This window comes from Neoalteromonas arenosi, from assembly GCF_030362855.1.
Lineage (GTDB): Bacteria > Pseudomonadota > Gammaproteobacteria > Enterobacterales > Alteromonadaceae > Alteromonas_E > Alteromonas_E arenosi.
In genome coordinates this window covers 459,593-472,324 of sequence record NZ_JAUCBP010000002.1, presented here as the reverse complement: position 1 = coordinate 472,324, position 12,732 = coordinate 459,593, and the positions used below count along the sequence as shown (strand labels likewise).

10 protein-coding genes are annotated in these 12,732 nt (G+C 44.9%); 2 read left to right on the top strand and 8 right to left on the bottom strand.

What is annotated here, in order from left to right; genetic code table 11:
* Window positions 1-342 precede the first annotated feature (342 nt).
* Window positions 343-1,173 carry a CDP-diacylglycerol--serine O-phosphatidyltransferase gene (gene pssA, locus QTP81_RS04170; protein WP_289363908.1) on the bottom strand — a complete coding sequence of 277 codons (831 nt, stop codon included), beginning with the start codon at window positions 1,171-1,173 and terminating at the stop codon, window positions 343-345.
* A 307-nt stretch (window positions 1,174-1,480) separates the two neighbouring features.
* On the opposite strand from pssA, the gene QTP81_RS04165 reads away from it, so the two are divergent.
* Window positions 1,481-2,407, top strand: a complete 927-nt coding sequence (locus QTP81_RS04165; RefSeq protein WP_289363907.1) for a hypothetical protein — start codon at window positions 1,481-1,483, stop codon at window positions 2,405-2,407.
* A gap of 110 nt (window positions 2,408-2,517) precedes the next feature.
* Here QTP81_RS04165 and QTP81_RS04160 read toward each other — a convergent pair whose 3' ends face one another.
* The 4 genes from QTP81_RS04160 to rluD form a co-directional block, all read right to left on the bottom strand.
* Window positions 2,518-5,286 (bottom strand): tetratricopeptide repeat protein, encoded by a 2,769-nt coding sequence (locus QTP81_RS04160; protein ID WP_289363905.1) that lies wholly within the window; start codon window positions 5,284-5,286, stop codon window positions 2,518-2,520.
* A 119-nt stretch (window positions 5,287-5,405) separates the two neighbouring features.
* Window positions 5,406-7,985, bottom strand: a complete 2,580-nt coding sequence (gene clpB, locus QTP81_RS04155; RefSeq protein ID WP_289363904.1) for an ATP-dependent chaperone ClpB — start codon at window positions 7,983-7,985, stop codon at window positions 5,406-5,408.
* Window positions 7,986-8,070: 85 nt separating this feature from the next.
* The gene (gene pgeF / locus QTP81_RS04150; protein WP_289363903.1) at window positions 8,071-8,805 is read right to left on the bottom strand and encodes a peptidoglycan editing factor PgeF; all 735 of its coding nucleotides are present in this window, start codon (window positions 8,803-8,805) and stop codon (window positions 8,071-8,073) included.
* Window positions 8,798-9,778: a 23S rRNA pseudouridine(1911/1915/1917) synthase RluD gene (gene rluD, locus QTP81_RS04145; protein WP_289363902.1), complete on the bottom strand. Its 981-nt coding sequence runs from the start codon at window positions 9,776-9,778 to the stop codon at window positions 8,798-8,800. The genes pgeF and rluD overlap by 8 nt, the downstream gene beginning before the upstream one ends.
* A gap of 148 nt (window positions 9,779-9,926) precedes the next feature.
* On the opposite strand from rluD, the gene QTP81_RS04140 reads away from it, so the two are divergent.
* On the top strand, window positions 9,927-10,688 hold the full coding sequence (locus tag QTP81_RS04140; protein WP_289363901.1) for an outer membrane protein assembly factor BamD: 762 nt from the start codon (window positions 9,927-9,929) through the stop codon (window positions 10,686-10,688).
* Between the two features lie 40 nt (window positions 10,689-10,728).
* Here QTP81_RS04140 and QTP81_RS04135 read toward each other — a convergent pair whose 3' ends face one another.
* Genes QTP81_RS04135 through QTP81_RS04125 form a run of 3 tightly spaced genes read right to left on the bottom strand, consistent with a single transcriptional unit; the run spans window position 10,729 to window position 12,627 of the window.
* A complete protein-coding gene (locus QTP81_RS04135; RefSeq protein ID WP_289363900.1) occupies window positions 10,729-11,391 on the bottom strand; it encodes a ChrR family anti-sigma-E factor in 663 nt (220 codons plus the stop codon).
* Complete coding sequence (locus QTP81_RS04130; protein WP_289363899.1) at window positions 11,384-11,998, bottom strand: sigma-70 family RNA polymerase sigma factor; 615 nt, start codon at window positions 11,996-11,998, stop codon at window positions 11,384-11,386. The genes QTP81_RS04135 and QTP81_RS04130 overlap by 8 nt, the downstream gene beginning before the upstream one ends.
* A gap of 59 nt (window positions 11,999-12,057) precedes the next feature.
* Window positions 12,058-12,627, bottom strand: coding sequence for an LON peptidase substrate-binding domain-containing protein (locus QTP81_RS04125; RefSeq protein ID WP_289363898.1), 570 nt, complete (start codon window positions 12,625-12,627; stop codon window positions 12,058-12,060).
* Between the last annotated feature and the right edge of the window lie 105 nt (window positions 12,628-12,732).

Here is a 12,732-nt window from a genome sequence, read left to right as displayed (position 1 = left end):
AAAGCAAAAAATAAATTGTCGTTGTGACACTCTTAACGAGTGCCCACACAGATTGTCTTGTTATAAATTGTTAAAGAGCAGTGCTTGATTAGCGTCTTGGTGACTCTCCTCAAGCGGGACGCGCATTCTACATCTTCGCGTCAGAGTGTCAAGCATTTTTGTGAAATTTATTTTTCAGCGATTTGCTTGAAACCCGCTTCAGTTAAGGGATTGCGTCAAATCATTGGCGATGCCGTTGATTTGTTTGTTTCGTCTTCCCGTTGAAGCGAGCGCGCATTCTACAGACATCATTTACATCGTCAACCGCTTTTTGAAAAAAAGTCGAAAAACACGTCCGTTCGGTTATTTTTCGACCGTTTTGCTGGTTTCTTCAGCTTTAATCTCAGATTCTGGGTGTTTTTGTGACGGTTTTACATCGCTCGAAGAAAAATCTTCATCCTCTTCATGATCGCCTACCACATCATCTAATGTTACTTTGTCGACCGTGCGGAAAGTATTGATAGGACCGGCCAATGCATATAATGAGAATACAACGAACAGAACTAAAGCCGGTTCAGTCGCTACAACAACAAAACCTAACAATATAAGTAGTAAAGCAACAAAAGGTACTTTTCCGTGCCAATTTACCTCTTTAAAGGAGTTGTATTTAAAGTTACTCACCATCAGTAAACCGCTCAATCCGGTGACAACAGCTACAATAAGGCTGACATCAGTGCCAGTAATTTGGTATTCAACACCTACCCAAACCATTCCGGCAACCACTGCTGCAGCGGCCGGGCTTGCCAAACCTTGGAAAAAGCGTTTATCTGCTATACCAACTTGCGTATTAAAACGGGCAAGTCTCAAGGCTGCGCCTGCTACATATATAAAAGCTGCCAACCAGCCGAGTTTCCCCATTCCAGTCAGGCCCCAATTATAAGCAACTAATGCAGGTGCAACGCCAAACGAGACCATGTCCGCCATTGAGTCATATTCAGCACCGAAGTCACTTTGCGTATTGGTAATGCGCGCAACCCTACCATCGAGGCCATCGAAAATCATGGCAACGAATATAGCCACTGCGGCAGACTCAAACCTTCCATTCATAGAAGATACTACGGCAAAAAATCCGGCAAAAAGCCCTGCAGTGGTTAAAAGGTTAGGGAGTAAATATATGCCTTTACGCTGAGCCATCAAAAAATCTCTATTATTAATAACCGGTTCATAATAACACATAAACGCAATGCTAAACTAATATAGTCAGGTAGGTAGTAGACGAGAGAAAAATCACAAATTAATAACAATAACGTTGTCAGCTTTCTTTACAAAAAGCTCAAATATAAAACATATGCCATTGTTAATTATACATAAAAATCAGTGGCACGATATGTGCCTAGGAGACGCTAGCGTATAAAATACAAAACGCTGTTATGAGGATGTAAACGCAAGTTGCGTAGAAACCGATTAATATCGCGGATTAAACCAAAGGAAGTATTTAAGAATGGGTAATTTGAAAAAGTTGTCAGCACTGTTGTTATTGGGCTCATTGGCAGCTTTTAACGCAAGCGCATCTGGCGCAACACAGTATACGATTGATTTTGATGATCCTAACTTTGTTGCACCAGGCAGTAGCCATGGGTGGGGAAAATGGTCTCAGGTCATCGATGATGAATATTCAGACGGTCGCTTTGGCGGTATTGATGTAAGTTTCTGGACATCAATTCAAACCGGCGTCAACGGCTTTGATGGGCTCGATTTTAATCCTAGCAGTAATTTCTCTATTACTAACTCAGGTAAAGACTCAAACGGTAATGCAGCGTCAATTGCGCCCTATTTAGTATTGTTTAACACTGCTTACAGCAGCTCTGACGACAACGACCTCGAAGTTGGCGTAAATAACAACGATGGAATGGCATCAAACTATACCGGCGGCAATATTGCAATTATCAACGAGAACTGGGCTGACGGAAATAATGAACGTTGTACCGCTTACATGGGGAACGATTACTGTCATGATCCTGACGATCGTTACACGAGCAGCGACGGCGCACCGCACGGTGGGTGGGTTTTTGTTAACTTTAGTCAGCCGGTAAACTTACACTCTATTGATCTGGTAGATATGGAGAATCGCTCGAACCAGTTAGGTTCGTTTGGTTTCTACGATGCCACCCAGACATTGATGGGAACGCAGGCAATGTCACCGACGTTGCTTAATACTAGTAGCAGTCATGGTAATGGTGGCTGGTTAACGCAAACATTCAACGGCGCGATGAATGTCACCACGTTAGTGCTGCGTATGCAAGGGTCTGGTGGTTTCGATAACATCGTTTTTAGTGCGGTTCGACGCAACGTTTCTGAACCCTCGACCATCGCTATCATGCTGCTTAGCTTTGGTTTATTAGTATTCCGATTAAAACGCAAAAGCTAAGTTAAATTTAGGTTTTAAAAAAAGCGAGCCAATGGCTCGCTTTTTTGTACCTATAGCATAGGAGCTAGTTCTCGGCTCCCTACACAATAATGCAGGCAACGCACATGATGTTAAGAAACGCCCAGTCGCGCTTTGGCCTTTATTTCATAGCTTTTAGTTGTAGGGTTGGATAGTTCTATGAAGCGACGCAGCATTTGCTCTCCTTGTGCAGTGCGATTCTGCTCGAGTAACGCCATCCCCAAGTGGTAGAGATTTAACGGGTTGCGTGCATTCCGAGCATAGCTCTCGCGCAATTGGGCAAGTCCTTCTTGTTGATTACCTCGATTGAAATTTATCCAACCTTTTAAGTCGATCACTATCGGGTCTTGGGCTTGAAGTTCATTCAATTTCCCTAATTCAGTTGAAGCCTGCTCGAAATCACCTTGAATTACGGCCATTATCGCTAGGTTGACTAAGCTGAATGAGTCGGCTTCAACAGTAGCGAGGATTAACTGATATTGCGTAGCTGCTAGCCCAAACTCTTGACGTTGTTGTAGATAATTGGCAAACATTCTTCTGCTGGTCAAATCATCGGGATGGTCGGCTAGCCAGTTCTCTAGTAAAGCGAGTAATTCAGAGTGATCACCCATACGCCAATAAATCGTCACTAGGTAGGGCAAATACTCATTGGTCGCGCTTCGAGAAAATGCTTGTTTAGCGTGTTGTAAGGCTGCATTAAGGTTATTGTCTTGCAAATACAATTCACTTAATCTTCTGTGATCTGAAGCTGCATTGGTCCGTCTAACTAATCCTTGTGCTGTCTGTAGGGCTTCTGTATTCATCCCAGCATTTGACTGAAAAACAATTCGTAAGCGCGCCACATTGTCACGTTGATCCGATTGCTTTTCTAGACGCGCAATTACATCTCCCAACCCATTTTGCTCACCAATTTCAGCAAACATTTGACCAATTCTGAGTAAGTGAGCCGCTGAATCACCGACTAACCCCAATAATGTGCGCAATGTGCGAATCGCATCTTGCTCATTGTTATTACCCAATTGTGCGCGAGCTTTGCCAAATAACATGGGTGGTGAGAACTTATTGATGTCTTCAAGTAGCTTCGCGACTTCCAATGCCTGCATATACTGTTCATCACGCAGCAGAACATCAAGCCAGTTAAGCAACGTATTTTGCTCTAACGGATTCAAATCATTGATTTTACTAAAATAGTCAGCGGCAGTTGAAAAATCGCCCTGTTGCTGCGCAACTCTGGCCAATTGAAACATAATTCGAATGTCTTCAGGATACCGCTGCTCTTGTACTTTAAGTATCTGATATGCCTTAACAAGTTGATTTTGTTGCTGGTAAATTTGGACTAAATTCAAGTTTACTAACAAATCATCTGGGTTTAGCTCCAACGCTTTACGGTAGGCAGCAGTTGCCTCTTCGTATTTGCCAAGCGCTTGATATGTCGCACCAATATAATTCAACGTTTCAATATTACTCGCCTCTTCTTCAAGTTCTCGAGCAATAATCATTGCTTGCTGAAGGTCGCCATTTTGTAAATAACTGTATCCTTTTACCAGTAATGAGCTACTTTCCGATGCTGTTGGTGCCTCGTGACTATCTGAGTTGATTTGTCTTGTATTAATCGAGGCTACTGCGTGCATGTTGGCTATTTGCGGGTCAGCCTGATAATCAACGGGTAGTCGGTCGACTAAGCTAACCAAATCAAAGTGTCTATTATTTTCAAACAGAGCTAAAACGTATAGACGCGCACTTTCTAACTCTAATTCTTCTATAGGAATGAGCTTCAGATGATCAATTGCGCGGCGGTTTTGCCCCTGAGCCGAAAGGGCTTTTGCCATCATTGCACGCAGCTGCGGATCACTAGGTGATTTGCCGAGTAATTGTAAAAACAAACGCTCAGCCTCTGTATAGTTTTGCAACATGAACTCTGTAATAGCTTTAGCTCGCATTAGCTCCGGATGCTGATCTAAAACGTCGGGTGGGACCAAAGTAAATTTATTGCTCAAATCTGTGAGCAACACATTTGCCTCATCGCGCTGGTCTTGCTTGAACAATAGTAAAGCCTGTAAAAAAAGCGTGTAAGGATCATCATCGATACGCTGCATCATGTAGTTAATGTCGATAGCTGCAGCATTGAGTTGGTCTAAATCTATTAAAATTGCAGCCCGCGCTTGCCTGGCAGTAAATAAGTCCGGTGAACGCTCTATTGCCTGATCAAACGCTTCCAAGGCAGCATTAAAGTTTCGCTTTTTGCGCTCATACGTCCCTTCTAAAAACCAAACCGCACTATTTAACGGATCGACTTCTTTTGCGGCGAGAATATGTCGTTTAAATGCCTCTGTGTCTTCCTGCTGAAATGCGATTTGCGCGAAGCCTATCATTGCGGTCATATTATTGGGAGAAAGTCGCAATGCTCGTCGATACTCGCGCTCCGCACTAGCATAATCACGCATAGCTAAATAGGTATCGGCTCGCACTAATAATAGTTCTATCTGAATATCAGTAGGCCGACCAGCAACTTCAATATCCCGTAGCAAGGCTTCGTACTCGCCACGCAACAGCATAATTTTTGCCAATGGTACAATAATTAGGTTTTCATCTGCATCTAGCTCAAGTGCCCTTTCATATTGCGCTTGGGCCGCAGCAAACTCGCCATACTGCTGTAAAATATCCGCGTATAACAATCGCGAGGGTAAGTTGTTGGGATCGCTTTGTAGAATATTTTTAATCTTGATAACAGCGGAGCGTATGTCGCCACTCTGAGCGTCAGCCAAGGCGCTTTCATATAAGTCAGGATTGGCAATCGCCGCTTGAACTGAAAGGCAAACAACAGCAGCTAACGCTGATCGGCGGAATAGACCTCGCGGCATGAATTTTATCCTTTGCTTGAGTCATCTTGACTTTGCCGAGCAGAATATACTATTCGCGGTTGTTTTTCATCATGACATCAGCTGCCCGAATAAGCAGCTGATGTCAGAGCGTCGTTCAATTAATCATGGACCGTAAAATCAATTTGGCCATCATGGACGTCGATTTTAATAGTGCTATCAGGCATTACGTCGCCAGATAATAGTTTTTGTGCAAGTGGATTTTCAATCTCCGTTTGGATTGCGCGTTTCAGCGGACGAGCACCAAACACGGGATCAAAACCGACTGCTGCGATTTTATCCAATGCTGTTCCAGACAACTCTAGTTTAAAGCCTTTATCAATTAAGCGTTGGCGCAAACCGGCTAGTTGGATCAAGGCGATAGACTTAATCTGTTCACGGCCAAGCGGATGGAACACAACAATATCGTCAACCCGGTTAATAAACTCAGGTCTAAAATGCTGCCCTACAACAGACATTACCATGTTCTTCATTTCATCGTATTGACTCTCTTGGTGTTTGTCTTGTATCACATCTGAGCCCAAATTCGACGTCATAATCACGACTGTATTTTTAAAATCTACTGTACGCCCTTGTCCATCTGTGAGTCGCCCATCATCGAGCACTTGTAATAGAATGTTAAAAACATCAGGGTGAGCCTTCTCTACTTCGTCGAGTAAAATCACCGAATATGGCTTACGTCGCACCGCTTCGGTGAGATAGCCCCCTTCTTCGTAGCCCACATATCCAGGAGGGGCCCCAACTAACCGAGCAACACTGTGTTTTTCCATAAACTCAGACATATCAATGCGCACCATTGCTTGTTCAGAATCAAACATAAAATTGGCTAATGACTTACAAAGTTCTGTTTTACCTACCCCTGTCGGCCCTAAAAACAGGAAAGAGCCAATCGGGCGGTTCGGATCAGCTAGCCCCGCGCGAGACCTACGTATCGCATTAGACACTGCCGTTACCGCCTCATCTTGACCAACGACACGATGATGAAGAGCCTCTTCCATACGCAAGAGTTTGTCACGCTCACCCTCGAGCATCTTGGCAACAGGAATTCCTGTCCAGCGCGATAATACCTCGGCAATTTCGGTGTCTGTCACCTTGTTCTTCAATAATTTGGTCTCGATACTTTCGTTTTCACCTGCTTTTTCAAGACGCAGTTCCAATTCGGGAATTCGACCGTACTGCAATTCAGACATCCGACTTAAATCTGAAGCCCGTCGGGCAATCTCTAAATCAAGTTTCGCTTGTTCAAGTTCAGACTTAATAGATTGAGTGCCTTGCATGGCATCTTTTTCCTGCTTCCATACTTTGTCCAGCTCGGCGTACTTCATCTCAAGCTGCTCACGCTCCAATTCGATCACTTCTAACCGTTTGTGACTCGCGTCATCCTTTTCTTTCGCCAAAGCTTGCTCTTCGAGTTTCAATTGAATGATTCGGCGCTCAAGGCGATCCATGTCTTCCGGCTTTGAATCAATTTGAAGTCGAATACTCGATGCGGCCTCATCAATCAGGTCGATAGCTTTATCCGGCAACTGGCGGTCACTAATATAGCGCTGGGATAGGGTTGCTGCAGCGACGATTGCAGGATCAGTGATATCAACCGAGTGATGTAACTCATAACGCTCTTTTAAGCCACGTAAGATGGCAATAGTGTCTTCAACGCTGGGTTGGTCAACGAGAACCTTTTGAAAGCGACGCTCAAGCGCAGCGTCTTTTTCAATATACTGACGATATTCGTCTAATGTTGTCGCGCCTACGCAATGCAACTCTCCCCGGGCTAATGCCGGTTTAAGCATGTTACCAGCGTCCATTGCGCCGTCGCCTTTACCCGCGCCTACCATAGTGTGGAGTTCGTCGATGAAAAGGATAACTCGGCCTTCTTCTTTAGATAGTTCGTTCAATACAGCTTTCAGGCGCTCTTCAAACTCACCGCGATACTTAGCACCAGCAACCAACGCGCCCATGTCCAACGCTAATACACGCTTATTCTTCAGTCCTTCCGGCACTTCACCGTTAACAATTCGTTGGGCAAGACCTTCGACAATAGCGGTCTTACCAACACCGGGCTCACCGATGAGTACTGGGTTATTTTTGGTGCGTCGCTGCAATACTTGGACCGTGCGGCGGATCTCATCGTCGCGACCTATCACAGGATCTAGCTTGCCTTGCTCAGCACGTTCGGTGAGATCTGTGGTATATTTTTCTAGTGCTTGACGTACGTCTTCAGCATTGGGATCGGTCACTTTCTGACCACCGCGCAATTGTTCAATTGCCGCGTTTATTTTCGCTTCAGTGGCACCTGCATCAGCCAATAATTGGCCGAGTTTGCCTTGATCCTGTAGCGCCGCCAGAACGAAGATTTCTGATGTGATGTAGTCGTCTTTTCGCTGCTGTGCAATTTTGTCGCACAGGTTAAGCAATACAACCGACTCTTTAGCTAATTGGACATCACCACCAACGCCGTCAACACGCGGCAGACGGTCTATTGATTCCGCAAGTGCTGAACGTAAACCATTGACATTGACACCGGCCTGCTCAAACAAACTACGTAATGAACTGCCTTGCTGATTGAGCAACGCCGTCATCAAATGAACAGGCTCAATGAACTGATGATCACGTCCTAAAGCCAGTGATTGAGCGTCAGAAATTGCGATCTGAAATTTGCTTGTAAATCTATCTAAGCGCATCTAAATTACCTCATCATCGCTTTTAACTTACTATCAATGTGGGTATTTATATTGCACTATTCAAGATCTGAAGTGTTTTTTTAGATTAGGCGCGCTTTATAATCACGCTAACCATCCGACCGCAATTCTCCATACCCTGATGGCGAGAACGCCGGTATGAAAAGTATTCAGTTTCACGGCTGTAGGTGCAGTGACCGGTTGAAAAAACTGCTCTAACGTCCACTGACTGCAATTGGTAACGGGCGATGAACTCGAGATTGAGCCGAACTTTACCTACCCCACTAGGAGTAACAGCACCATCAATGTGGCCAAATATCTCCGCGTCTTGACTACTTACTTCATAGTGGTTGGGGCCGATGTGGGGACCTATCCATGCAAGTAATTGAGCGCCATTTTGTCGAGCATAAGCACGTTCCACCGTGCGCTGAATGATCTGCGAACCAAGTCCCTTCAAACCTGCGTGAATGGCTGCAACGGTTTGGCCGTGCTTATCAGCCATAAGAATAGGAACACAATCAGCGGTCATAACGGCACACGCTACGCCCACCTCAGAGGTATATACCGCATCTCCAACACTCTGCTCACTGGGCAACGATATGACGGTATTTGAATGAATTTGTGTTAACCAAGTAATACTTTCATGATGAGGCAACAGCGCGCGATTTGCATTTACACTTTCAGTCAAATCGCCAACGTGATCACCAAGGTTTAAACTGCCAAATTCATCTTTGCTCAGGCCCCCAATACGCGTTGTAGAATAAGCCTCTATTGTCTCAGGGGCTTGCCAATCGGGACGTAACAGGGCGTCAGAATTAATCATCGAGCCCATGGATAGCAGTGTCGTCGTCCAGAGCTATGAGTAACTGCTGCATATCCTCTGGCAAAGGCGCTTGCCACGTTAGCCACTCTTCAGTTGCCGGGTGAAACAGTGACAACTGTGCCGCGTGTAATGCCTGGCGCTTTAATCCACGCAGTTGTTGAACCATTGCGTCACTGGCATTTTTGGGTAAGCGAGGACGCCCTCCGTATGTCGGATCGCCAACAATTGGGTGCTTAATATAGGCCATATGTACACGGATTTGGTGAGTTCTACCCGTTTCCAGCTTTAACCGTAGATGTGTATGCGCACGAAACTTCTTCATCACTCGATAGTGGGTCGTTGCCGGTTTACCCAACTCTCTAACCGCCATCAAGGTGCGCTTCGTTGCATGCCGCCCTATCGGTTTGTCAACTAAGCCACCTGCAACTAAATTCCCCGTGACAATAGCTTCATATTCGCGACTCATTGTGCGGCTTTGTAATTGCTCAACTAAATGGGTTTGCGCCTCGAGGGTTTTAGCGATCACCATCAATCCAGTAGTGTCTTTGTCTAAGCGGTGCACGATACCTGCCCGTGGCACTAACTCTATGCCGGGTATATAAGCCAAGAGTGCGTTTAACACTGTACCTTGTGCATTACCAGCCCCAGGGTGCACAACTAAGTCAGCTGGCTTATTGATGACCATGATGTGCTCATCTTCATAGACAATATCTAAGGCGATGTCTTCAGCGGTATGTTCAACTTGGACTTCGGCAGTAGCTTCGATTTTGATACGTTCGAACCCATCTAATTTTTGCCGCGGTACAGTGCAGACCTGGTCGTTAACTTGTACGCAGCCGTCTAAAATCCACGTTTTTAGTTTAGAACGTGAATATTCGGGGAACAAATTCGCAATTGCCTGATCTAACCGTAAACCATGGACTGATAAATCAGTCTCTACGAATAAATTAATGGTTTTTTGTGACGCGCTCATATCGACCTTCAGTAATAATTTGCGGCATTATAGCAAAATGCAATCGTGATTAGATGCTTAATGATGAGGTATTATTGAATTCATTGCGTTAGAATAGCGCCCACAAAAATGAGTAGTCACAAGCATCGTCCTAACAGGAACGTTTTAAATGAAGTATAACGGTTTAATTGGCGCAGTCTGTTTTTCAGCTGCCCTTGTCATGTCTGGTTGCAGTTCGTCAGACAACGAAGAACAAATTGTCTCTGCCAATCAAGGGGCAGAAACCCTTTATGAGCAAGCCAAGAGACAAATGGACGCAGGTAACTTTGCTGGCGCTGCAACAACCCTCAGCACATTGGATTCGCGCTTTCCGTTCGGCCCGTTGTCACATCAAGTTCAACTGGATTTAATATACAGCTATTACAAGTCTGGCAAACAGGATCAAGCGCTAGCAACCATAGATCGCTTTATTCGCTTGAATCCCAATCATTCAGATGTTGACTATGCGCATTACATGCGCGGTTTGACAAATATGGAAACGGATAACAACCTTTTTCAAGATTTAATGAATATTGATCGCTCCGATCGCGATCCCAGTAAATCACGTGAAGCGTTTGAAGACTTTCGTCGCTTAATTGAAAAGTTCCCAAACAGCAAGTACGCTGCTGATGCTCAGAAGCGTATGCTTTATATCAAAAATCGTTTAGCGAGTTACGAGATAGCCATCGCAAGGTTCTATATGCGTCGCCAAGCCTATGTTGCCGCAGCAAATCGTGGCCGCTATGTATTAGAACACTACCCGGATTCTAATCAGGTACAGCAAGCACTTGAAATTATGGTGGTTTGCTATGATGAGCTCAAGTTAGAGGATCTAAAGCGCAATGCGATCAAAACGTTGATGCTTAATTACCCTGACAGTGAATTTATTTAATATTGACGTATAAAAAAGGCGCCAAGATGGCGCCTTTTTTTTATTTGAAGAACAAGTGACTAAACGGGTTGAGTAGTCGTGCTAAACCTGACGTAAAGTGCAAAGGCTTGTCGACGATACTAAACACCAAGCAACCTTCATCTGCATCAGACATCGGCGCGTGTGTATGCTCACCATCTAGTGAGATAAAGTCACCGGAATCATAGTCTGCAATACCGTCACTGAACTCACCGTTGATGACCAATGTGTATTCTGACCCCTTATGTGTGTGCTCAGGAACACGACCGCCTTTTTCCATGTAGATAAAGTTGGCCATACCCATATCCCCCAAATCAACCGGGGCTTGCCATAGTTTCCCCACCAGCGATGACCAGTTACCCGTCTTGCGCACGTACCGACGCAACGCTCTAGGCACTTTGAATTCGCGTCCGTCTAACTCGATCGTATCTATACTCGGAACACTGATACTAGGACGTTCAGCCACCGGCTGCTGTACTATGTTAGCGAGTATTGCGTCGAGACTTGGGTCATTGCTTACCTTTGATAACGCCTCTGCTGCAACTTTCTCGCTTGCAGCTTTGACTACAGCCATGCATTGAGTACACATATCACAGTGCGCTGAAACTACTAACGCCTCCGATGGAGGTAAATTGCCTTCCGCGAATCGCTGTAATTGTGTTGAAGTTGGGTGAAAATTAATCATGCTCTTGAATCATGTCCTTTAGTCTTTGCAATGCCAAGCGAGTGCGAGATTTGACTGTTCCCAACGGGATCTCTAGCTCGTCAGCAACTTCTTGCTGAGACTTGCCGTCTATGTATATCGCTTCAATCACGACACGTTGTTTTACAGGTAATGCATCAAATAAATGCCCAAGTTGCTCTAGCGTAACTTGCTCTTCAAGCGATGTTTCGTTGGCATCAGCCGTTTGCTCACACAAAACCGGCCATAAATCGTCGGCACACACATCTTCTTTTCTGTTTTGCAACTTTCTTAACATATCGAAGCGAATGTTTCGGGCGATAGTGAAAATCCAAGTAGATGGTGAGCCTTTCTCAGCGTTGAACAGGTGCGCTTTTTGCCAAACGTTTGACATAGTGTCTTGCACCAACTCCATCGCCAACGCTTCGTTGCCCATTTGCTTTAACGCGTAAGAACGCAAGCGAGGTGCGAAATAACTAAAAATTTTCGCGAACGCAACTTTACTTCTGTCTGATGCCACCTCTACTAAATAAGAAGACATCTCTTCAGCACAGTCGATTGGTCTTGACGGTCTCGCTTCTTTCGATTCCAACGGTATCCCAACTAGCATTGTATAATCCTAACTCTTCCACATAATAACAAATACGGCTGAGCTTTAATAAGGATCAGTTATTCGATTAATTCTCGCAAAAACTGCAGCGCTTTGCCGCAATCTTTTTGCTCTAAAAAGTATTGCTTTTTTGACGCATCCACCGGCAATAATTCCAACCAACGATGAATAACCCAAATGGGGTCGTCAAAAGCGGGTTCGGCGTATAACGCGTTTACTTCCGGATATTTTTCAAAAATTTCCTTCAAACGCATATTCATTGGCGCAATGTCTGTTTGACTGATATCGCAAGTCCAGCCGTCCACTTCCTCACATTGCCCCACTCTCAGTCCATCAGACTCGGTCTCAATAGACGAAACTTTAACACAGTGTTGACCTTCCACAGTGACACCAAGCAGCCCGTCTTCCAACACGTCAAAGTCGATAACTTTGCCCACAGTGCCAAGCGGATGGATATGTGTATTTATTTCTTTGTCCCCTTCTGAATTGAGCATACAAACAACGAACACTGAATCACTGGCACACACTTCTTTGACCATCCGCACATAGCGTGGTTCGAAAATCCGCAATGACATGCGACCACCTGGTAGCAGGTGTGCGGATAATGGAAACAAAGACAATCTCTGCAACGTACTTTTTCCGGTTTCTTAACAATAATAAGGATTACGGTGGAACACGACTAACGGATCGAATTATGCGTTGAATTAAAAGTTTTTAACCTCTTGATCTGCTTA

Excerpts from the sequence above, each read along its gene's own strand:
- QTP81_RS04135 (WP_289363900.1), bottom strand. The coding sequence starts at position 11,391 with ATGATTAATTTTCACCCAACTTCAACACAATTACAGCGATTCGCGGAA.
- QTP81_RS04130 (WP_289363899.1), bottom strand. The coding sequence starts at position 11,998 with ATGCTAGTTGGGATACCGTTGGAATCGAAAGAAGCGAGACCGTCAAGA.
- rluD (WP_289363902.1), bottom strand. The coding sequence starts at position 9,778 with ATGAGCGCGTCACAAAAAACCATTAATTTATTCGTAGAGACTGATTTA.
- pssA (WP_289363908.1), bottom strand. The coding sequence starts at position 1,173 with ATGGCTCAGCGTAAAGGCATATATTTACTCCCTAACCTTTTAACCACT.
- QTP81_RS04140 (WP_289363901.1), top strand. The coding sequence starts at position 9,927 with ATGAAGTATAACGGTTTAATTGGCGCAGTCTGTTTTTCAGCTGCCCTT.
- clpB (WP_289363904.1), bottom strand. The coding sequence starts at position 7,985 with ATGCGCTTAGATAGATTTACAAGCAAATTTCAGATCGCAATTTCTGAC.
- QTP81_RS04165 (WP_289363907.1), top strand. The coding sequence starts at position 1,481 with ATGGGTAATTTGAAAAAGTTGTCAGCACTGTTGTTATTGGGCTCATTG.
- QTP81_RS04160 (WP_289363905.1), bottom strand. The coding sequence starts at position 5,286 with ATGCCGCGAGGTCTATTCCGCCGATCAGCGTTAGCTGCTGTTGTTTGC.
- pgeF (WP_289363903.1), bottom strand. The coding sequence starts at position 8,805 with ATGATTAATTCTGACGCCCTGTTACGTCCCGATTGGCAAGCCCCTGAG.